Raw genomic sequence first — 18,947 nt, 5'->3', positions numbered from 1 at the left:
GTGCACACTAAGGGACAGTTTGTGATCAGCGTAAGGACTGGACGTTTCCGCCACGTTTCCAGAGGGTCTCAGTCAGCTGTGGGTTTTGCCGCCGTTCGATGCTTTCGGACCTGCCACACGCCGAGCATGACAACCACGACGACGCCCACCACCACTGCGGCACCGCGCCCCACTGCATGGGCTAGTTCTTCGTAGGAGTTCCCGGCGATGAATCCCAGGGTCACGAACAGTGCACCCCAGATGATGCCACCTGTGAAGTTCCAGATGGCGAAGCGGCGGTAGGGCATCCGGCTGAGCCCGGCGAGCGCCGGCATGACGGCGCGGAAAAAGGCGGTGAAGCGGCCGAGGAATACGGCGAGGCCGCCACGGCGGGCGAGGAAATCCTCGGCTTTCTGCAGCTGGGCCCGTCTCTTATCCAGGAGTTTCAGGGCCATAATCCGTGGACCCAGGTGTTTGCCGATCTCGTAGCCCACAGTGTCACCCAGGATGGCTGCCGAGATGACGATCATGATCATGCTCCACAGCGGAAGGTCACCACGGCTGGCAAAGACTCCCCCCACCACGGCCGCCGTTTCGCCTGGGATCACGAAGCCGATAAACAACGCGTCCTCGGCAAAGACCAGTGCGAACACGATGCACATCACTACCAGCGGGCTGGCGTGAAGGAGTCCGTCGAACAACGACTGCATGGGCTTGAGTGTGTCAGGTCAGCGGGTCCGGCGGGAGTCGTTTTCGCGCTCTGTTTTTAGTGACGGCTTATCCATAGACAGTCTAATACATCACTAATATACTAGTTGAGTACTTCACGTGAGACCGTGATCAGCTCGATGAGGAGTTAAACAGCAGATGCAGAAACTCGCACACCGGCTCGAACGTCTGGGCACCGAAACTGCTTTCAGCGTCGCGCAGGCCGCTGCCGCTTGGAAGTCGAAGGGAAACCTGGTGTATCCCTTCCACCTCGGCGATATCAATATCCCGACGGCCCCGCACATCGTTGAGGCCATGAACAAGGCCATTGCCGACGGGTACACGGGCTACTGCCCGGGTCCTGGCATCCCCCAGCTCCGGGAAGCCCTGGCCGAGGACCTAGGGTCACGGCGTGGCATGGAGTTCTCTCCGGAGAACGTTGTGGTGATGACCGGCGGCAAGCCAGTGATCACCAAGTTCCTGCAGGCGGTCATGAACCCCGGCCAGGAAGTGCTCTACCCCAATCCCGGCTTCCCGATCTACGAGTCGCAGATCGAATACCTCGGCGGGACGGCCGTCCCGTACCGTTACGTGCCCACGAGCAAGGGCTTCGCGATCGACCTTGACCAGGTCCGTGCGTCCATCACTCCGAACACGGCCGCGATCATCTACAACGACCTGCAGAACCCCATCTCTGCCGAGTCCACGGCGGCCGAACGTGAAGCCATCGCCCAAATCGCGATCGAGCACGACCTCTGGGTCCTATCCGACGAAGCGTATTTCGAAACCCGCTACGAAGGTGTCTCCAGCTCGATTGCTTCCCTTCCGGGCATGGCCGAACGCACCGTGATCCTGTACACGTTCAGCAAGAAGTTCGCCATGACCGGCTCACGCCTTGGCTGTGCTGTGGCCCCGCGCGAGATCGCGCAGGTGCTCAGCACCCTGAACACCAACGATGAATCGTGCACCACGCACTACGTGCAGTGGGCCGGCATCGAAGCACTCCGCGGCCCCCAGGAACCGGTGCAGCAGATGCTGGACATCCTGAAGGAACGCCGGGACGCCGCGTGCGACATTGTCAACGCCATCCCCGGCATGAGCGTGGCCGTGCCCCAGTCCACGTTCTACCTGTTCCCCGACGTCACCGAAGCCATGCAGCGGCTGGGCTACACCGCCGTCGGCGACTTCGCTTCCGACGCCCTATACAAGACGGGCGTTTCCTTCTGCACCCGTGAACACTTCGGCCGGCGACTGCCAGGCGAGGAACGGCAGTACATCCGCCTGGCCTACTCCGGCATCGAAGCGGACGCCATCCGTGAGGGCCTGGGCCGCCTGCGCGAATGGATCGAGGCAGCATGAGCCGCGTAGTCGTCACAGGACGCGTGCCCCAGCCGGCACTCGAAAAGCTCCGCGCTTCCCACGACGTTGACGCCTGGGAAGGCTCCGAATCAATCAGCCGCGAGGAACTCCTGCGGCGGGTGGCCGGAGCTGACGCGATCGTCAGCCTGCTCACCGAACGCATCGACGCTGAACTGCTCGACGCCGCCGGTCCGCAGCTGAAGGTCGTCTCCAACGTCGCCGTGGGTTACGACAACATCGACGTCCCTGCCTGCACGGAACGCGGCATCACCGCCACCAACACCCCGGGCGTGCTTACCGAAGCCACAGCCGACATCGCGTTCGGACTCATCCTCATGGCCACCCGTCGGCTCGGCGAGGGCGAACGGCTCATCCGGGCCGGTCAGCCATGGAAATGGGGCATGTTCTTCCTGCTCGGCTCCAGCCTGCAGGGCAAGACCCTGGGCATCGTCGGAATGGGTGGCATCGGACAAGCCACAGCCCGCCGGGCCAAGGCCTTCGGCATGGAGATCGTCTACCAGTCCCGCAGCGAAATCGACCCCGCCATCGCCGCAGAACTCGGCGCACGGCGGGTGGAGCTCGACGAACTGCTTGCGATCTCCGACGTCGTCTCACTGCACTGCCCGTACGGGCCGGGCACGCACCACCTGATCGGCGCCGAGCAACTCAGCACGATGAAGGACTCCGCCTACCTCGTCAACACGGCCCGCGGACCCATCATCGACGAATCCGCACTCGCCCTGGCCCTCCGCGAAGGACAGATCGCAGGCGCAGGCCTTGATGTGTTTGAACAAGAGCCCAAGGTGCACCCGTGGCTGCTGGAGCTGGAAAACGTGACGCTGGTGCCGCACCTCGGCTCCGCCACCGTAGAAACGCGCACTGCCATGGCAGTACTCGCGGCGGATAACACGCTCGCCGTGCTCGGGGGGAAACAACCGCCGACTCCCATCGGCTAAGGGACGCCGCGACAGTTGCTGTGACGGCGGGTAAATTTCCCCCGCCGTCACAGCCCCATACCCCAACTAGTTATTCTTGCCGCGCGCTGCGACCTTCCATGTGTCCACCACTGCCCCCTCACGAACCACAGCGACCTCGTCCACGAGGTTCATGGCCAGGCAAACGTGGTTGGGGATCAGCCTGAGCCGCGTGCCTAGCGCCGGAAGCTCCTCAGAGTCCGGCCAAACAACTGTGGCGTGGTGTTCGGAGAGCGCCGTAATCCTGGCCTCCCGGTATTCCGGCAGGCGCCCGTATCCGGTGGCCCAGTCGGGGCGGTCGCTGCCCAGGATCTTGCTGCCCGCGTCCACAACCACCCGCCGGACATTCCCGCCGTCGGACTCGTGGCGGCTGACCACAGTCGCAGCGACAGTCAGCGCAATGTCATCCCACGTGCTCCGTTCGAGTTCAAGCTGCTGGGCGTCTCCGAAAACATATACGCCCGGGCGGAGCTCAGTGGCCAGGGTTTCGGCGTCGAGCAATGCGGTCGGGGTAGAGCCGCCGCTGACGGTTCGGACCTCAAAACCGGCGTGCTCCAATGCGGCAGAAGCACGGCCAAGGGCCTCATTCTCGTTACTCGCTGCATCCCTTGGCATTCCCGGTTTGTAACTGTGTCCGGGGAATGTGAAGACGCCCGCAATGTTCAAGCCGTTTGCCGAAGCCGCCCGCGCAACCTCCACCACTTCTCCGGGCAGGACCCCGCTGCGGTGATGCCCGCTGTCCACTTCGATCAGGACATCGATGCTTCTGGCGTCGGCGCCCAACTGGCGTCCCATCGCCGTCGCGCTTTCCGCTGAATCGGTGCCGACCGCGATGCTGCACGTCCTGGCAAGCTTCCGCAGCCGCTCAGCGTGGTGCGCCTCAACCCACAGCGGGTAGGCGATGAAGATATCCGTGGCGCCGCCGGCTGCGAAGACTTCGGCTTCCCCGATCGTCGCAACCGTCAGCCCAACTGCTCCAGCCGCGAGCTGCTTGGCTGCGATCTCCAGGGTCTTGTGTGTCTTCACATGCGGGCGGAGCCTCAGTCCCCTGCTCAGCATGCTCGATGCCATGCGTTGAATATTCCGGTCGAGGATATCGACGTCGATCATGATGGCTGGTGTGACGATTCCGTCCGGGACTGCGTGATTCATTCTTAGAACAGTAACGTCCTACGGCCTGCATCCGCTCGCCGGGTTGCTGGAATACATCGTTGCAGACCATGCGGCACTGTTGCGCCGGATGGCCCAGGCGTAGTGTCGGTAGTAGGAGATTTCGGGTGTGGCAAATGGTCCGGAGTTAACTATCCGGGTTGTGCGCGAACTCGAGCGCACTGCCGCCAGCCGGAGTCAATCGCTCTGGCATTGCCTGGAATGAGGCCGAATGGCCCAGAACGATGCAGTACCCACAGCGGAACAGTTGCAGGACCTGCTGTTGGAGAGCCCCGGATTCACGGAATTCCTCCTTGGTTTGACCACTATTTCGGCTTCCTTGTTGGGCGGGGATGTCCCCATGCTGTGTGCCATTACCGTAGAACGGGACGCGGGCCCGTCCACGGTGGCGAGCAGCACAGAGGCGGCTCAGCGCCTGGACGAGAAACAGTACGAGTTCGACGACGGCCCATGCCTTACCGCGCTCCGGCAACGGCAGACCGTCTTGGTTGAGGACCTTCAGGCCAACGTCCGCTGGCAGCACTACGCCGACGCTGTTTCGCAGGAAGCTATCACGACCATGTTGGCGGTTCCGATCCCTACCGACGACGACTCAAGGGCCGCGCTGAACTGCTACTCCACCGAAGCAGGAACGTTCGATCCAGAGACCGTGGCATCCATTGTGAAGCACGCAGAATCCTTGTCCAGGATTCTCCGGCTCGCCCTGCGCCTGCACACACCGGATCCATATCCTGTGCACCTGCGTTCCGCGTTGGAATCGCGGGCGATAGTGGATGCGGCTATTTCCCTCATCATGATGCAGAACCGTTGCAGCCGGGACGCTGCCGTCAGGCTCATACAGTTGGCGTCGCGCAACAGCGATAAGCGGCTGCACGAAATTGCCGAAGACATCCTGAAACGGGCCGGTCACGAGGATAAGGAGGGTAGGTAGGCTCTATGAACTCCGAACCCTGGGGGGCACCGGAAAACGACAATGAATATGACCAGCGCATGCACGCCGCCGATAGATTCCGAAACGGAACAGTAAGCCTCAACAGTCTGTGGATCTACTATTTCGGGATTGGCGGGGATGCCGATGAGCTGGCGCTGGACGCTTACCTCAACGGACTTCTGGTTCTTGCCCCAGGCCAGATGGAACTCGTAGATACTGCTTTCAGGGAGCTCACATCAGACGGCCGGATAGAACCGGCGGGCAATAGTGCCGATGAATATCAAAGGAACGGTAATGACTGAAACCCAGCCATCGCGCCACATCGCAAGTCCTCCCAGTTATCTTGGTCATTATGAGGACAGGCTGGATCTGACGGACTTCGTTGAACATCTGCAGGATCTCTTGGTGGAAAATGCCGATATCCGTGAATTCCTCCAGGACCTCGCTGAGTTGATCGCGCAGAAGCTCACAAGGAACGGAAACACGATTGCCTGCGGAGTCACCGTCATTCGGCAGAAGAAACCCGTGGCCGTGGCTGATAGCGATCCCCTGGCACGCAAACTGGACGAGATCCAGAACAGTTTCGGCGATGGCCCTTGCCTATCGGCCCTTCGCACACGAACGATCAGCCACGTCCCGAACGTTTATGAGGAAGATCGCTGGCCTGAGTACATGCGGGCCGCAGCGGCTTCCAACGTGGGCTCCATCCTGGCCTTTCCCATGGAATTGAACAGCACGGCGGAGGCCGTGGTGAATCTCTACTCCGAGCGCCCCCATGGCTTCTCCCACGAGGACTTATTGTCGGCAGAGCGCGTTACTGCAACTGCGGCCAAAGCCCTCCATCTGGCCTTGAAGATCGCCCAGTTGCGGGACGCGCGCGAGAACCTCACCGCCGCTCTCGAATCCCGCACGACCATAGACACCGCCGTCGGAATCATCATGGCGCAGAACCGCTGCAGCCGGGACGCGGCCTTCCAAATCCTCGTCAGCGCGTCCAGCCACCGCAACATCAAACTCCGGGCAGTGGCCCAGGGGATCATCGCCCAGATTGCCGGGGATCGGAGGATCTCAGCACCTTTTGAGGAATAGGAAGCAGCCTGACTACATGCGGTTTTTCTGGTCCAAAACCCATTAGGCTGGATTTGGAACACGGGAGTCCAGCGATTCAAAGATTGTTTCAGTCGGCCAGCCGACCTGAACGGCCGGGAAGAAGATCATGACCAAGAAGCACCTTCCTCTGGACGAACTCTCGGGCGCCATCGGCCGGATTCTTGGCCTCCTGTTGACCGAGGAAAAGGTTGACCAAGCCGTTCAAAGCCTGTCGCTGGCCATCAAGGAGTCCGTACCCGGCACACTTGGCGCAGGCGTCTCCATCCTGGATTCGCAGGCACGGAGGACCAGCACTGGATTCACCGACAACATCGTGGAGCAGGCGGACTTCCTACAATATGATCTGGGCCAGGGTCCCTGCCTGACGGCGTGGGCCTCGGAAGAAAGCGTGCTGATCGAAGACCTAGGCACGGACACGCGCTGGCCGGAATGGCGTACTGCCGTCAGCTCCCTTCCCATCAGGTCAGTGGTCAGCGCACCCCTGATAGCAAACGGACGCAGCATTGGCGCTATTAAGATCTACGCGCCGGAACCTGCCGTCTTTGATGCAGGCACAGTCACGCTGATGGAGCTCTTCGCTTCCCCTGCTGCCACCCTTCTTTCCCACATTCAAAGCACTGAGACACCCAAGCGCATCAGTGAGGGACTGCAGGCCGCCCTGCACAGCCGCGATTTGGTCAACCGGGCCTGCGGGATATTGATGGAACGCCACAAGATCACTCACGAACGGGCACTGCAGCAACTGATAGGGAACGCCCGCGACCAAAGCAGAACCCTGCAGGAAGTCAGCGCCGAGCTTGTAGCCGGGATCCCGGCAGACAACAACTAAGGCCGCAGGATATGGGCTTCGAACGTAAAGAACCCGAGCAACGCCGAAGGCTCCTGGAAGCCCTCTCCGCTGCGCGGATCAGCACGGGCGCGCTGTGGCTGCAGTACTTCAGCATCGGCGGGTCCGTGGGTGAGTACGAGGTGGAGGCGTACCTGCAGGGAATGCTGTCCGTTCCGGAACTGGAAAGGGACCTCCTGGCAATGGCGGCAAACGAGCTCCTGAATAACCAACCCGGTCCCCACGCACCGTACGCTGACGAGCTTCCCAACTCGGATTCGAACGGTTCCGAGCCTGGCTCCGACCCGGCTCCAGGGACGGGTTCCGGCATGGACGCTCCAGGCGACGAAGCCGATCCCCACTAGCTGTCACACAGCGCTCATCCGCCTGCAACGCCCCTGCAACATGAATGCGAAAGGCTGGAGCCACAAGGCCAACCGGCCAAAGATGGCAACAGCCGGCTGAGGGGAGCAAACATGAGCACTGCAAACAGGGATCTATTCCAGGCGCTGAAAACGCAGGCCAGCCTGGCGCAGGCCTTTGGCACCTTGCCGGGCAGCAAGGAGGAGCCACACGCTCTCAGCCCAGGCGAATACATAGAGGCGTGGCACAACGGCCGCCTTTACCACCGGGGCACGGTGCTCAAGACAATCGCGGGTACCGATCTGTTCTGGCTCCAGGATGCAGAAACCGGGAGCCGACGACTGCTGGATATGGAATCACTGGAAATCGTCGCCGCCGGGCAACCGGCTCCTACGCCAGCAACAAAGGCGCCAGAGCCTTTCCACGACGCTCCGTCAGAGGAGACGGTCACACCTATTTCGCTGTATCCGATCTTCCAGGACGGATCACAGGCAATCGCCTAGGAAGCCCGGCATCGTGGGCTCAACACGGAACCCCACGCCGGGAACAAAAACAGGCCGGAGACTCAACGTCTCCGGCCTGCAGAAAGGGTGGGCCCTGTGGGGATCGAACCCACGACCCACGGATTAAAAGTCCGATGCTCTACCAACTGAGCTAAAGGCCCCTCCAGCTGTTGAAACAGCCATGAATACTGTACCTCAACGTCAAGCCAGTCGAGGAACGGGGCCTGCAACGCGGCGTCGTGACCTCTTTTGAGCGAAGAGCCGACGACGGCGCGCGGCGGCAGCGGCGCGTCGGCCCACCTCCAGCGGCAAAGTAGGTCGGGAAGGCGCACAGGCAGCAAGAAAGCAGCCAAAGAAACCGTTACTCGACCCCATCAGGGCACAGGAGTACGGTGAACTCATGAGCGAACAGCCAGGATCACGTGCGTACGGCGGAGCGAACAGGCACCACAAGCCCAAGCCCTTCGCGCCCATCGACTTCGAACCGTTCGCCGGTGGGGCAGATCCCGCCCGCGTCTCCGAGGCTGCCCACCTGGCCGCCCAGGCGCTCGTAAAACGTGGCCGTGACAGCGACGACCCCAAAGTCACCCGTCGCCTGGTGAAGCTGGCCGACGAGCAGGGCCTCGAAGCCATCGCCGAGATGTGGGCCGAAAGCCCCGCCCGTTCCCTGCCCGGTGCTTTGTGGAGGCTCTACGCCCTCCGCGCCGCCACCATCCAGAACCCCGAGCGCATTTCTGTTTACTTCAGGGCAGGCCGCGACACCGCCCAGGTATCCAACGTGGTTGCAGGGGCAGCGGAGCCACCCGGAGCCGACGAAATGAAGACCATGGCAGATGCCATTTTGTCCGGAGCGTTCGACGGCGATTTCGACGTCGCGCTGGAACGTTCCGCTGCGTTCTGCCGGGTTGTGGCGCTCGGCCAGGCAACCCTGGCGGACGGGGCGGAGCACAGCAATGAAAGCCATGCAAGCAAGCTCACACGCAACTCGCACCAGCTGGTAAAGACCGCCGAGGACCTCGAGCACGCAGCCAATGCATGGCGCTTGGGGGAGCTGGATTAGGGCCCAAAAACCCCTGAATTTACCCACGTCGGGCCTTGCCTGTCAATGTTGACTTAGCCGCACCGACGTAGAACACTGAAACTGGTGCCGAACCGCGAAACCCCCGGGCTTCAACTTATAGCCGCTCCGAGCGGCCTACCGCCGAGAGGCGTATCCGGTTCGGCACCATTTTTATGCCCAGGCCCGGATCAGGGCTAGCCACCCCTGAATGTGAGCCGCTGCCACACCCGCAGACTTAGCGGTGGCCGTCGTCGTACAGGTAAAGTTGGGGCCGAAGCGGGAAGCGTCAAGTCAAGCGGCCCGCAGCCCATCCGTCCCCGGCCCGGAAGCGAAATGAAGCTGCGCCTTTTCCCCCAGGAACCTGCCGGGCTCGTACTGCTCGCGCAGATGGCAGGCGTCATTGTGGCCGCCACCGGAACGCTCTCAGAGATCCTCGGCGCCCAGGCCAGTGAGCACGCACGCCTGACCGAGGAACTCCACGAGCACGAGTCGAAATCCCTGGACCTGCACTTTGCGCTCCTGACGCACATGCGCACCAGCTTCGTGAACCCGCTCCCCCGCGAGGACATGTACACGCTGTCCCGGCACCTCAACGAGGCCATGGAGAAGCTCGACGCCGCGGGCGAGTTGGTTGCGCTCTACAAGCTGGAACGCCTGCCCAAGCGCGCGGCCGACCAACTGGAGATCATCAGCCGCCAAGCCGAACTGACGGTGGACGCCATGCGAAAGCTTGAGGACCTCGACGAACTCGAAGACTACTGGATTGAGATCCTCAGGCTGGCGAAACGTGCAGAGCGAACCCACCGCACATGGGTGGCCGAGATGCTGAAGGATATGAAATCCACGCAGTACGCCCGGCACAGGGACATCGCCAACCAGTTGGTGGAAGTCACCAAGGACATGCGGAAGATCGCCACGCAGGTAGGCAGCATCATCGTCAAGGAATCATGACGTGATCGTTGCATTCCTGGTCCTCGTGGTGGGTTTGGCTTCAGGATTCGCTTTCCTCAACGGCTTCCGTGACGTCTCCAATGCCGTAGCACTTTCCACGAGGACACGAGCCCTCACGCCATCCGTGGCGGTCCTCCTGGCTGCTGTTTTCAACTTCATCGGCGCCATGCTCAGCGGCAGCTTCGTCCTGGCATTTACGCAGTCCTGGATCATCCTGCCCAACGGCATTGGCGGGCTAACAATGCTGACGTCTGCCCTCGCCGCATCCATCATCTGGGGCGTATACGCGTGGTGGCGGGGCATCCCGTTGTCTTCCACCAACTCACTCGTGGGCGGATTGATCGGCGCAGGCGCTGCGAGCGTGCTGGTGGGCGGGCACTCGATCAACGGGGTGGACAACGTCCTCCTGACCCAGGTCGCTTTGCCCTTGGTCCTGTCACCTGTGATCGCTTTTGTGGCTGCCTATTTGCTCGTTTGGCCGGTGACCTGGGCTGCGCGCTATACGCAGCCGAATGTCATCAACAGGCGTTTCCGCCGGGCGCAAGCTGTCTCTGCTGCGGCCGTGGCTTTTGGCCATGGGCTCCAGGATGGGCAGCGTACCGCGGCCGTTCTCCTGTTGGCGTTGGTAGCGGCGGGACTGTCCAGTGGGGGCGAATTGCCCCTGTGGATCCTCATTCTGACCGCGATCATGCTCACAGCGGGCACCATGTTTGGTGGCTGGAGGATCTCGCACACGCTGGGTCACAAGTTGATCCGCGTTGACCCTCTGCGAGGGTTTGTGGCCCAAACCCTGACTTCCATGATGCTCTTCATTGGCGCCATCGGCCTGCAGCTACCACTGTCCACAACCCATACGCTGACCGCATCCGTACTGGGAGCAGGCACCAACCAGCGCTTCGCCATCACCAACAGGCGTCTTGTTCGCAGGATTCTCCTGTTTTGGGTTGCCACGCCGCTCGTCACGGCCGCAATGGCCTTCGTCCTTGAGTTGGCATTCTCGCCCCTGGCAGACCTCTGACCCGTCTGAGTCGCACTTAAGAGCGTTTTGAGGGCTCAAAACGCGCACAATTGCGACTTACTTGGGTACAAAAAGTGACGGCGGCCGTACCCCCAAGGCGACGGCCGCCGTCGTTCATTGCCGGCTCCCCAAAGCCGGAACCTGCAAACCCTTATCCGAAGCGGCCGGAGACGTAGTCTTCCGTGGCCTTCTGGGATGGGTTGTTGAAGATGCTGGTGGTGTCAGCGAACTCGATGAGCTTGCCGGGCTTGCCGGTGCCGGCGATGTTGAAGAACGCAGTCTTGTCGGACACACGGGCAGCCTGCTGCATGTTGTGGGTAACGATCACCACGGTGTACTGGTCCTTGAGCTCATTGATGAGGTCCTCGACCGCCAGCGTGGAGATGGGGTCCAGAGCCGAGCAAGGCTCGTCCATGAGGATCACCTGGGGCTCAACAGCAATTGCGCGGGCGATGCAGAGGCGCTGCTGCTGGCCGCCCGAAAGGCCGGAACCTGGCTTGTCCAAGCGGTCCTTGACCTCATTCCACAGGTTGGCTCCGATCAAGGACTTCTCCACCAGGGCATCTGCTTCGCCCTTGGAGATCTTCTTGTTGTTCAGCTTCACGCCGGCCAGGACATTGTCCCGGATCGACATCGTGGGGAACGGGTTGGGGCGCTGGAAAACCATGCCGACCTGCGTGCGGACGGTCACCGGGTCAACGCCGGGGTCGTAGAGGTTGTCGCCGTCGAGCAGGACCTCACCCTCGACGCGAGCACCGGGAAGGACCTCGTGCATGCGGTTCAGCGTTCGGAGGAAGGTGGACTTGCCACAACCGGACGGGCCAATGAAGGCCGTGACGGACTTGGCTTCAATGTTGATGTTGACGTCCTCGACAGCCAGGAAGCTGCCGTAGTAGACATTCAAGTCTTTGACGTCGATGCGCTTGGACATGGTGTTCCTTATTCCTTGGGGGTTTATGGAAGTGTTGGTTGGGGCCGAAAAACCGTCGCGGCCTAGCGTCCCGTTTTGGGAGCGAACAGGCGGGCGATGAGGCGGGCTCCGAAGTTCAGGAGCATCACCAGGATGATCAGCACCAAAGCGGCGCCCCATGCCCGCTGGTCCGAGGGGCCAGGGTTGGACGGCGACGTCGGGTTCAGGATCTGGGTGTAGATGAACGTGGGCAGCGAGGCCATCCAACCGCCAAAGACGTTGTTGTTGATGGTGGTCGCGAAGCCTGCAGTGACCAGGATGGGAGCGGTCTCGCCGATAACCCGGGCGATCGCCAGGGTAACGCCGGACGCAATGCCGGAGATCGCCGTCGGAATAACCACCTTGGTGATGGTGCGCCATTTACGCACGCCGAGGGCGTAGGAGGCTTCGCGGAGCTCGTTCGGGACGATCTTGAGCATTTCCTCGCTGGAGCGGACCACTACCGGGATCATCAGGACGGAAAGCGCGACGGCGGCTACCGCACCGGTCTTGGTGCCGGGGCCGACAACCGCGAAGAAAAATGCTGCCGCGAAGAGGCCGGCAACGATGGAGGGAATGCCGGTCATGACATCCACGAAGAACGTAATGGCGCGGGCAAGGGGACGGTCATTGCCGTATTCCACCAGGTAGATGGCGGTCAGCAGGCCGACCGGCACGGAGATGACCGTGGCAAGGAGCGTGATCTGGAGGGTGCCCAGCAGTGCGTGGTAAATGCCGCCGAGGACTTTGCCGCCTTCTTCCGCAGCCTTGTTGTCGAACGCACCGGTGACGCCGTTCATGGACGTACCCAGGAATCCGGGAGTTACCAGGCCGGGAATGCCGTTCACCAGCACAGTCCAGATGACGGAGATCAGCGGCAGGAGGGCAATCAGGAAAGCCCCGACAATCAGGCAGGTTGCCAGCTTGTCCTTGGCCTTGCGGGCGCCTTCAACGGCTCCACTCCATGCCACCAGGCCGAGGGTGAACAGGACCGCGCTGACAAGTCCCCAGCCGAAGGCGTTGAAGCCGATGAGGGCCAGGATGGCTGCGCCCACGATCAGCGCGACTGCCAGGACGATGTAGGGCGCGAACTTGGGCAGTTGGCCCTTGGTGAGCGCCGAGCGCTTGCGGACTACGGTGGCGGTCATTTAGTTGGCTCCCGAGAATTCTTTGTGCTTGGTGATGATCCAGCGGGCAATCATGTTCACGCCAAGGGTGATGACGAACAGCACCAGGCCTGCGGCGATCAACGTATTGACCTTGAGCCCGCTGGCTTCCGGGAAGTTCAGCGCAATTTCGGCGGCGATGGTCTGATTGCCGGACTGGATGAGGCTTGCAGTCAAGACTCCCGAGGACAGCACCAGTGCAACCGCCATTGTCTCGCCAAGGGCACGGCCCAGGCCCAGCATGATGGCGCTCACGATTCCCGGACGACCAAACGGAAGTACGGCCATGCGGATCATTTCCCAGCGGGTGGCTCCCAATGCGAGCGCAGCTTCTTCGTGCAGCTTGGGGGTCTGCAGGAAGATTTCGCGGGACAGGGAGGTGATGATGGGCAGGACCATGACGGACAGGACGATGCCGGCGGTGAGGATGGTCTTGCCGGTGGCGGATGCCGGTCCCTGGAAGATCGGGATCCAGCCGAGGTTGTTGGCGAGCCAGTCGTAGGCCGGGGAAATTTCCTTGGCCAGGATAGCCGCGCCCCACGCACCGTAGACGACGGAGGGGATGGCGGCCAGCAGGTCCACAACGTAGCCGAGCCCCGAAGCCAGCCGGCGCGGGGCGTAGTGCGAGATGAACAGGGCCACCCCGATTGCCACGGGGGTCGCGATGACGAGTGCGATCACGGCGGCGATGAGCGTGCCCACCACGATCGGGGCGATGTAGGCGAAGAAGCCGTGGCCGCCCTGGATGTCCGCAGGCGGTGCGACGAGTGCGGGGATTGCCTGCACCACGAGGAACAGGGCGACTCCGAAGAGAACCGCGAGAATCAGGCACCCTGCGGCCATGGCGGCACCGGAGAAAACCTTGTCCCCTGCGCGTCCTGCGCCTTGGGAGGTTGTCAGGGAGTTGGTGGTCACTTCACGATCCTTCAGTCTCAGTGAACTGGTCTTACATGGCTAAGTTCCCTATCCCGCGCGAACGGCCTTTCAGCCACTCCGCGCAGGACAGGGAACTTCAGTGTTTAGCCGGGTTCAGGCAAACCCGCCGGAAATCCTAGGCCTTGGCCTTGATGGTTTCGATGGCGGCCTTGGCCTTGTCCTGCAGCGTCTTGGAGAGCGGTGCGGACTTGGCAGCGTCAGCGGCGGTCTTCTGTCCTTCGTCTGAAACTACGTAGTTTTCGAAGGCCTTGACCAGGTCAGCGACTGCCTTGGTCTCGTACGTGGTGCATACGACGTGGTAGGAAACGAGCACTACCGGGTAGGCGCCGGAGACGGTGGTCTTGCGGTCCAGCTTGATGGCAACGTCGTTGGCGGCGCGGCCGTCAACGGGCTTGCCGGCTTCGACGGCCTTGGAAGCAGCGTCAGCGGAGATCTTGACGAATTCCTCGCCGACCTTGATGGATGCGGTGCCCAGCTTGCCGGAGACAGCGGAGTCATCGGCGTAGGTCACGGCGCCCGGGGTGTCGGTGACGGTCTTGACGACGCCGGAGGTGCCCTTGGCGTTCTCGCCCTTCAGGCTTGCCGGCCAGATGCCTGCGGCCTTGTCCGTCCAGACCTCGGGAGCAGCAGCTGCGAGGTAGTCGGTGAAGTTGGTGGTGGTTCCGGAATCGTCAGAGCGGTTCACCGGGGTGACTTTGAGGTCCGGCAGGGTAACGCCGGCGTTCAGGGCCGCGATTGCGGGGTCATTCCAGTTGGCGATTTCGCCGCGGAAAATCTTGGCGACAGTCGCGGCGTCGAGCTTAAGGTCAGTGACGCCCGGAACGTTGAAAGCGACGGCGATCGGGGAGATGTACACCGGGATGTTGATGGCGCCTTCAGGGCCGCACTTGGCCTTGGAGCTCTCGAGCTCTTCGTCCTTCAGGTAAGCGTCCGAGCCGGCGAACTGTGCCGAGCCGTCGATGATGGCCTTGCGGCCTGCGCCGGAACCGTCCGGGGAGTACTGCACGGTCGCGCCCTGGTTTGCACTGGCGAAGCCGGCCTTCCAGGCGTCCATGGCTGCGCCGGTGGAGGATGCGCCGATGCCGGTGAGGGTGCCGGTGACCTTGGTGCCCGATGCTGCTGACGGCGTGCCAGCGGCGGTGCCCGTTGCGTTGTCTGAACCGCAAGCGGTGAGCGCGAGAGCGCCAGCTGCGATGACCGCGATTGCCGCGTTGCGGCCGAAGCGAGTTGCCTTCACTTGGATGTACCCCTTCCAGGGATTCTCTGATGCGGGCCGAACGGAGATTTCGGCGTGCGTGAGCTATGGACCTTTTGTGCCTTTACTGAAGGTAAGCAGCGCAGGTAACGGGATCTGACGTGGAAGGTGAACGCAAAGTGAACGACGGCGGACCATTGGGTTATGTGGCGCGTGCCACCTTGAGTGGGGGCTGGGTTCCCGTCTTTGGCGGCCGTTGGGCAAATAGACTGGAGGACATGGCTGCCGCGAAGGGATTTTCTGCAAGCAAGAGGTTCCTGCGTGCCAGAGTCCGGACGGGATTGGTCCGTAGCCGGAACTCGCTGACGCCCGCTATTCAAATGACGGTGTGCGCAGTGGGGGCCTATGCTTTCGCGGAATACGTACTGGGTCACCAGGGGCCCTTGTTCGCGGCCACTTCTTCGCTGATTGCGCTCGGCTTCTCCCGTGATCCGCGCTTGCGCCGTGTTATTGAGGTCGGTCTGGGCTGCACGCTCGGCATCGTGGTGGGTGACCTGCTGCTCCACTGGCTGGGCGCTGGGATCCTGCAGGCCGCCGTCGTGCTTCTTTTCTCTATCCTGCTGGCCAGGTTCCTGGACAGCGGGACTATTTTCACCACCCAGCTGGGGCTCCAGTCGCTGCTGGTGGTGCTGCTGCCTGCGCCGGCCGGCGGGCCGTTCACGCGAAGCCTGGATGCGGTGGTGGGTGGGGTGTTCGCTCTGCTGGTGACCATTTTGGTGCCGAAGGACCCGCGCCGGGAGCCGCGAAAGGATGTCCAAAAAATCCTGCACGAACTCGCCGAAGTGCTGCGCGAGTGCGCCAAGGCCATGGTCGAAAGTGACTCCACCATCGCCTGGCACGCGCTGATTCGCGGCCGTAACTGCCAGCCACTGGTGGACCGGATGCGGCAGACCCTGCGGGCGTCCGGCGAAGTTGCAACGCTCGCCCCGGCGCACCGGAGGCACCGCGACGAGCTAGCCAGCCTGGAGCACTCGCTGGAATACATCGACCTCGCGCTCCGTAACAGCCGCGTTTTTGCCCGCAGGCTCACCAGCGCAATCAACCATGCTGCGCTGTCCGACGAAGCAATTGAAAGCATTTCCGAGGTGCTGCAGGAAACTGCCGCCGCAATCGATGAACTGACCATCGGCCTGGCGGAGCAGAGCGAAGGAACCCGCCGCGTTCATCTGCGTCACGCACGCAACGAGCTGACCGACATCGCCTCGCGCCTGCACCCCAAAATGCTGGACGTTCAGAAGCTTGAGGGCGAAACCGTGGTGATGTTGTTCCGCCCCCTCATGGTGGATTTGCTGGAAGCGAGCGGTTTGGAACCCGACGAGGCCCGGGACGTGCTGCCGGCTCTGTAGGCCGCTCCCGCCGAGATGGCATTTAATGACAATCCGCCGGCCGAACATTGGCATCAAATGCCATCTCGCGGCTAATACTGTCAGCCCCCGCGGCTAACCTTGAACCCATGGCTTCCAAGACCTCCCGCGCATCCAAGACACCCGCCTACAAATGCGCCGAATGCGGCTGGACGGCCATCAAGTGGGTGGGCAGGTGCGGTGAGTGCCAGGCGTGGGGAACCGTTGAGGAGTACGGCGCCACTGTTGCGCGTACGACGGCGGCCGCAACAGTTTTGGAGCCGGCCCGCCGGATCGCTGAGGTGGATGGGACAACGGCGGCATTCCTGCCCACGGGTGTGGACGAGTTGGACCGCGTCCTTGGAGGAGGGCTCGTTCCCGGTGCCGTCATCCTGCTGGCTGGGGAACCCGGCGTCGGGAAGTCCACCCTGCTGCTGGACGTCGCCGCGAAATTCGCCCGCACAGGGCAGGATGTCCTGTACATTACCGGCGAGGAATCCGCAGCACAGGTGAAACTCCGGGCGGAGCGGATCGACGCCGTCGCGCACACTTTGTATCTGTCCGCCGAGACCGACCTTGGGCAGGCATTGGGCCAAGTAGAGAAGCTCGAGCCCAAGCTGCTGATCGTGGACTCTGTGCAGACGCTCAGCAGCGCCGACGTCGAAGGAAGCGCCGGTGGTGTCTCGCAGGTACGCGAGGTTGCGGCGTCCATCATCTCTGCGGCCAAGCGACGCAACATGACAACGTTGCTGGTTGGCCATGTGACCAAGGAAGGCACCATCGCAGGGCCGCGTTTGCTGGAACACCTTGTGGATGTCGTATGCCAGTTCGAAGGCGAGCGCCACTCCCGTCTGCGGCTGCTGCGGGCCGTAAAAAACCGCTATGGCGCCACGGACGACGTCGGTTGCTTTGATCTTAACGAGGCCGGCATCGAGGGGTTGGCCGATCCCAGCGGGTTGTTCGTTTCGCGGACCCGGGAGCCCGTCTCCGGAACCTGCATCACAGTGACCATGGAGGGTCGCAGGCCGCTGCTGGCGGAGGTTCAGTCCCTTCTCGCCGAGAGCGCCAATTCCCAGCCCCGGCGTGCCACCAGCGGGTTGGAAAGTTCCAGGGTGGCCATGTTGCTCGCAGTGCTTCAGCAGCGTGCCGGCTGCATGCTCCATAAGGACGATTCCTATGTGGCAACCGTGGGCGGAGTGAAACTCACGGAGCCGGCCACAGACTTGGCAGTTGCGTTGGCCGTCGCATCGGCCAAATCCCGCAAGGCACTACCCCAACGGCTCATTGCGTTCGGCGAAGTGGGCCTGGCTGGCGAAGTACGTCCCGTTCCCGGGATTAACCAGCGCATCCAGGAAGCCCACCGGCTAGGGTTCACGCACGCGATCGTTCCAGCTAGCCCGGCAGGCGCCGGCGTCATCCCGGACGGCTTCTCGGTGCGGGAAGTTGGCCACCTGGCCGAAGCGCTGGAACTGCTGATCACGTAATTCCGCCGGGGTGTCGGGAGCCCGCTGAGCTGCGGTTTCGGCAAGGATTGGGCCATGACCAAAAGAACTGTGCTTATTGGGGGACGCTTTTTCTTTGGCCTTTTGACCCTGGTGGCAGTGGGAACGCAGCTGACGGTTCATTTAGGCATGGGGTACGACGTCTGGAACTTCTTCAGCTACTTCACCAACTTGTCCAATATCTTCGCGGCCGTGGTGCTGCTCATCAGCGGATACAGGGTCCTGGTCCGGAAACGACCCAGTGAGATCGATGACGCCACCCGCGGCACGGCGACCATCGCCATGGCCGTAGTTGGACTGGTATTCGGAGCTTTGCTTGCCGGCGAGGACCTTGGCTCCCTGCTTCCGTGGGTCAACTTTGTGGTCCACTACCTGATCCCTGTGGTGATGGTGGTGGACTGGCTGTTCCAACCGCCGCGGGCAACGTTGACTGCCCGCCATATCTGGTACTGGCTGCTCTACCCGGTGGGCTACCTGGTCTATAGCCTGATACGCGGCGCTTTCCTGAACTGGTATCCGTACTGGTTCATCGATCCCGCCCGGGCAGGTGGCTGGGGCGGTGTGGTGGTTTTTGCCGCAGCGATTTCCGTCGGCTTCCTCCTGGTGAGCCTGGCGATGCTGTGGCTCGGTAACAAGCTGAAGCGGCAGGTGGATTACTAGAATATCTACACCAATTTGTTATATCGAAGCACGTCAACCGCCCAATAGGCCCAAACCGCCCTTGCCGGTGCGGCAAGAAAACGCACCTTCCAGCCATCCCCGCACATAACGAAATGACCCACTTTGGGGCTTGCTGGTGCGGTTAACGGTGCCCGGAAGCCATATCATGGTGCTAGTCGTCATC

General features: G+C 62.2%; 20 protein-coding genes and 1 tRNA gene. 14 read left to right on the top strand and 7 right to left on the bottom strand.

Going from position 1 to position 18,947, the window contains the following annotated elements; all coding sequences use genetic code 11:
* Window positions 1-68 precede the first annotated feature (68 nt).
* Window positions 69-689, bottom strand: coding sequence for a DedA family protein (locus tag AC6I99_RS01020; RefSeq protein WP_224094667.1), 621 nt, complete (start codon window positions 687-689; stop codon window positions 69-71).
* 157 nt (window positions 690-846) lie between these two features.
* Between AC6I99_RS01020 and AC6I99_RS01015 the strand changes: the two genes are divergently transcribed.
* Together AC6I99_RS01015 and AC6I99_RS01010 are read left to right on the top strand one after the other, a co-directional pair.
* Window positions 847-2,046 carry a pyridoxal phosphate-dependent aminotransferase gene (locus tag AC6I99_RS01015; protein ID WP_224094666.1) on the top strand — a complete coding sequence of 400 codons (1,200 nt, stop codon included), beginning with the start codon at window positions 847-849 and terminating at the stop codon, window positions 2,044-2,046.
* Window positions 2,043-3,002 (top strand): 2-hydroxyacid dehydrogenase, encoded by a 960-nt coding sequence (locus tag AC6I99_RS01010; protein ID WP_497943858.1) that lies wholly within the window; start codon window positions 2,043-2,045, stop codon window positions 3,000-3,002. The genes AC6I99_RS01015 and AC6I99_RS01010 overlap by 4 nt, the downstream gene beginning before the upstream one ends.
* A gap of 66 nt (window positions 3,003-3,068) precedes the next feature.
* Here AC6I99_RS01010 and AC6I99_RS01005 read toward each other — a convergent pair whose 3' ends face one another.
* Entirely contained in the window at window positions 3,069-4,172 is a 1,104-nt protein-coding gene (locus AC6I99_RS01005) for a D-TA family PLP-dependent enzyme (protein ID WP_497943859.1), read from the bottom strand.
* A gap of 229 nt (window positions 4,173-4,401) precedes the next feature.
* On the opposite strand from AC6I99_RS01005, the gene AC6I99_RS01000 reads away from it, so the two are divergent.
* From AC6I99_RS01000 to AC6I99_RS00975, 6 genes are all read left to right on the top strand, one after another.
* Complete coding sequence (locus tag AC6I99_RS01000; protein ID WP_497943860.1) at window positions 4,402-5,121, top strand: GAF and ANTAR domain-containing protein; 720 nt, start codon at window positions 4,402-4,404, stop codon at window positions 5,119-5,121.
* Between the two features lie 5 nt (window positions 5,122-5,126).
* Window positions 5,127-5,423 carry a hypothetical protein gene (locus AC6I99_RS00995; protein ID WP_224166032.1) on the top strand — a complete coding sequence of 99 codons (297 nt, stop codon included), beginning with the start codon at window positions 5,127-5,129 and terminating at the stop codon, window positions 5,421-5,423.
* The gene (locus tag AC6I99_RS00990; RefSeq protein WP_497943861.1) at window positions 5,416-6,210 is read left to right on the top strand and encodes an ANTAR domain-containing protein; all 795 of its coding nucleotides are present in this window, start codon (window positions 5,416-5,418) and stop codon (window positions 6,208-6,210) included. Before AC6I99_RS00995 ends, AC6I99_RS00990 begins: the two co-directional genes overlap by 8 nt.
* 127 nt (window positions 6,211-6,337) lie before the next feature.
* Entirely contained in the window at window positions 6,338-7,060 is a 723-nt protein-coding gene (locus AC6I99_RS00985) for a GAF and ANTAR domain-containing protein (protein ID WP_497943862.1), read from the top strand.
* 11 nt (window positions 7,061-7,071) lie between these two features.
* Window positions 7,072-7,422 carry a hypothetical protein gene (locus AC6I99_RS00980; protein ID WP_497943863.1) on the top strand — a complete coding sequence of 117 codons (351 nt, stop codon included), beginning with the start codon at window positions 7,072-7,074 and terminating at the stop codon, window positions 7,420-7,422.
* A 111-nt stretch (window positions 7,423-7,533) separates the two neighbouring features.
* Window positions 7,534-7,923, top strand: a complete 390-nt coding sequence (locus AC6I99_RS00975; protein ID WP_224166028.1) for a hypothetical protein — start codon at window positions 7,534-7,536, stop codon at window positions 7,921-7,923.
* 88 nt (window positions 7,924-8,011) lie between these two features.
* On the opposite strand, the gene AC6I99_RS00970 is transcribed toward AC6I99_RS00975, so the two are convergent.
* A tRNA-Lys gene (locus AC6I99_RS00970) sits at window positions 8,012-8,084 on the bottom strand.
* Between the two features lie 239 nt (window positions 8,085-8,323).
* Between AC6I99_RS00970 and AC6I99_RS00965 the strand changes: the two genes are divergently transcribed.
* From AC6I99_RS00965 to AC6I99_RS00955, 3 genes are all read left to right on the top strand, one after another.
* Window positions 8,324-8,983, top strand: coding sequence for a hypothetical protein (locus tag AC6I99_RS00965; protein WP_216922681.1), 660 nt, complete (start codon window positions 8,324-8,326; stop codon window positions 8,981-8,983).
* 333 nt (window positions 8,984-9,316) lie between these two features.
* A complete protein-coding gene (locus AC6I99_RS00960; RefSeq protein ID WP_224166027.1) occupies window positions 9,317-9,934 on the top strand; it encodes a DUF47 domain-containing protein in 618 nt (205 codons plus the stop codon).
* Between the two features lies 1 nt (window position 9,935).
* Window positions 9,936-10,952: an inorganic phosphate transporter gene (locus tag AC6I99_RS00955; RefSeq protein WP_497943864.1), complete on the top strand. Its 1,017-nt coding sequence runs from the start codon at window positions 9,936-9,938 to the stop codon at window positions 10,950-10,952.
* A gap of 151 nt (window positions 10,953-11,103) precedes the next feature.
* On the opposite strand, the gene pstB is transcribed toward AC6I99_RS00955, so the two are convergent.
* The 4 genes from pstB to pstS form a co-directional block, all read right to left on the bottom strand.
* Complete coding sequence (gene pstB / locus AC6I99_RS00950) at window positions 11,104-11,883, bottom strand: phosphate ABC transporter ATP-binding protein PstB (RefSeq protein WP_224094655.1); 780 nt, start codon at window positions 11,881-11,883, stop codon at window positions 11,104-11,106.
* 62 nt (window positions 11,884-11,945) lie between these two features.
* Window positions 11,946-13,049, bottom strand: coding sequence for a phosphate ABC transporter permease PstA (gene pstA, locus AC6I99_RS00945; RefSeq protein WP_497943865.1), 1,104 nt, complete (start codon window positions 13,047-13,049; stop codon window positions 11,946-11,948).
* A complete protein-coding gene (gene pstC / locus AC6I99_RS00940) occupies window positions 13,050-13,982 on the bottom strand; it encodes a phosphate ABC transporter permease subunit PstC (protein WP_497943866.1) in 933 nt (310 codons plus the stop codon).
* Window positions 13,983-14,118: 136 nt separating this feature from the next.
* Window positions 14,119-15,240 (bottom strand): phosphate ABC transporter substrate-binding protein PstS, encoded by a 1,122-nt coding sequence (gene pstS / locus AC6I99_RS00935; RefSeq protein ID WP_497943867.1) that lies wholly within the window; start codon window positions 15,238-15,240, stop codon window positions 14,119-14,121.
* Window positions 15,241-15,476: 236 nt separating this feature from the next.
* Between pstS and AC6I99_RS00930 the strand changes: the two genes are divergently transcribed.
* The 3 genes from AC6I99_RS00930 to AC6I99_RS00920 all read left to right on the top strand — a co-directional run bounded on the left by AC6I99_RS00930 (window position 15,477) and on the right by AC6I99_RS00920 (window position 18,763).
* Window positions 15,477-16,604, top strand: coding sequence for an FUSC family protein (locus tag AC6I99_RS00930; protein WP_224167431.1), 1,128 nt, complete (start codon window positions 15,477-15,479; stop codon window positions 16,602-16,604).
* A gap of 107 nt (window positions 16,605-16,711) precedes the next feature.
* Complete coding sequence (gene radA, locus AC6I99_RS00925; RefSeq protein ID WP_017197019.1) at window positions 16,712-18,085, top strand: DNA repair protein RadA; 1,374 nt, start codon at window positions 16,712-16,714, stop codon at window positions 18,083-18,085.
* Window positions 18,086-18,139: 54 nt separating this feature from the next.
* Window positions 18,140-18,763 (top strand): Pr6Pr family membrane protein, encoded by a 624-nt coding sequence (locus tag AC6I99_RS00920; protein WP_497943868.1) that lies wholly within the window; start codon window positions 18,140-18,142, stop codon window positions 18,761-18,763.
* Window positions 18,764-18,947: the final 184 nt, after the last annotated feature.

The sequence above is a fragment of the Arthrobacter sp. TmtSoilC77 genome, from assembly GCF_059739415.1.
This window is presented reverse-complemented; position numbering and strand designations above follow the sequence as displayed.